This window comes from Bacillus sp. cl96, from assembly GCF_900100505.1.
In the GTDB taxonomy this organism is placed as follows: Bacteria; Bacillota; Bacilli; order Bacillales; family Bacillaceae_G; genus Bacillus_A; species Bacillus_A cereus.
Genome location: NZ_FNDM01000049.1, coordinates 1 through 1,547 on the forward strand (window position 1 = coordinate 1; position 1,547 = coordinate 1,547).

Sequence of the window (1,547 nt, forward strand, 5' to 3'; positions counted from 1 at the left end):
GATACAAAGATACAAAGATACAAAGATACATGTATCCTAAAATAAAAAGATACGGCATAATGCGTATCTCTATATATCCTCTTTAGAACTAAGAGTTTGAAGTAGCTTCTGTTCTCTTTCAGTCAATTCGTTTTTTATAAAGTTTGCGAGTAGTTCATCTATTACTTCATATTTTTTTAAGCTTCTTAAAGTACAGATATTTTCAATCAGGCTAAATGTATCAGGAGAAACTTTTATATTTTTACGATTTTGCGAACCGACTTGTTTTTTTTGTTGGTTTGTTGCCTCCGCTATTGTTTGAGAAGAGGGTGTATGTTCTTCTACTTCTCTTGTCACATCCGCAGCTTCAGTAATCTTAGGATCTTTGGGTTGCTCTCTCTTTAGTAAACTCACCTATATCAATTCCTTTCCCTAACTTAGTAAGTTTGTTATCTACGAAATATTTAGGAGTATATTTATAATCTACAATATCACCTTTAGTTTCAAATAGATGAATTCTTTCTTCAAGTTCGCAGAAAATGTCGCAGAATAGAGCTAACATTCTCTTATCGTGGTGATCTTCGAATTGGAAACCAATACGTGGATACCATTCTAGGCGAGCATGATTATTTATTATTGTACTGAAGACATTTTCTTCACCAAAAGTATCAATGGTATTTTTAACAATCTCGTTGTGCAATGAACGCTTCTTCTGCAATAATACAGGTAAAATTCCAACTACGTTCATTTTTACAAGGTGTCCAAAGTCATCAACTAAGGTTTGTAGATAATCAAAGATTAACCTTTGACTTCCCTCATAAGAAAATTGTTGCGTCTCTTGCACTACTATAACAAAGTCGCTTGCTACCATAGCATTATCCACTTTCAGGTCAGTGGAAGGTGGAATATCAATGAATATGTAGTCATAGTCGTATTTAATTTTATCTAGCAACTTTGCAAAATAAAAAGTTCTATCTTTAGTAGTCTTAAAGTTTTCAATTAAAAAATCTGTGTACTTTCTCATATCGTAACCGCATGGAATCATATCAAGGTTTTCATGAAGTTTTATAATACCATCTGATAGATTACCATCTTCTAAACATTTCATTAATGTTTTTTGCATTTCTTCTATTTTAAAGGATTTTGCTAAGAATGTAGTCCCGTTTCCCTGAAGGTCTGTATCAATGAATAAAACTTTCTTATTAAATACTAGAGAAGCTACAAGAGATTCCATACAAGAGTCAGTAGTTTTTCCTACGCCCCCTTTTTGTTGGGCGTTAATTATTACGTGTCCTTTTTTCATAGAGATTCACTCCTTTTTAAATGTAACACAATTGTAACAAAAGATACATGTATCTTTGTATCCTAAATCAATCATAACATATGAGCAATAACATGAAAAGGATAAATGTATCCTTTTTTATATTTTACTATTTTTTTATGGGAAACCAAAAGATAATTCTATAATAAATGCTGTTAAATCAACATTTTATAAGTCATTCAAGAATACAAGATTAAGAGGATACAAAGATACAAGGATACAAAGATACAAGGATACAAAGATACAA

At 31.2% G+C, this 1,547-nt stretch carries 2 protein-coding genes; both read right to left on the reverse strand.

Features of this window, described 5'->3' with window-relative positions:
• Nucleotides 1–69: 69 nt before the first annotated feature.
• On the reverse strand, nucleotides 70–393 hold the full coding sequence (locus tag BLT20_RS30005; RefSeq protein ID WP_016097339.1) for a hypothetical protein: 324 nt from the start codon (nucleotides 391–393) through the stop codon (nucleotides 70–72).
• A complete protein-coding gene (gene prgP, locus BLT20_RS30010; RefSeq protein WP_016097340.1) occupies nucleotides 356–1,282 on the reverse strand; it encodes a ParA superfamily DNA segregation protein PrgP in 927 nt (308 codons plus the stop codon). Before prgP ends, BLT20_RS30005 begins: the two co-directional genes overlap by 38 nt.
• Between the last annotated feature and the right edge of the window lie 265 nt (nucleotides 1,283–1,547).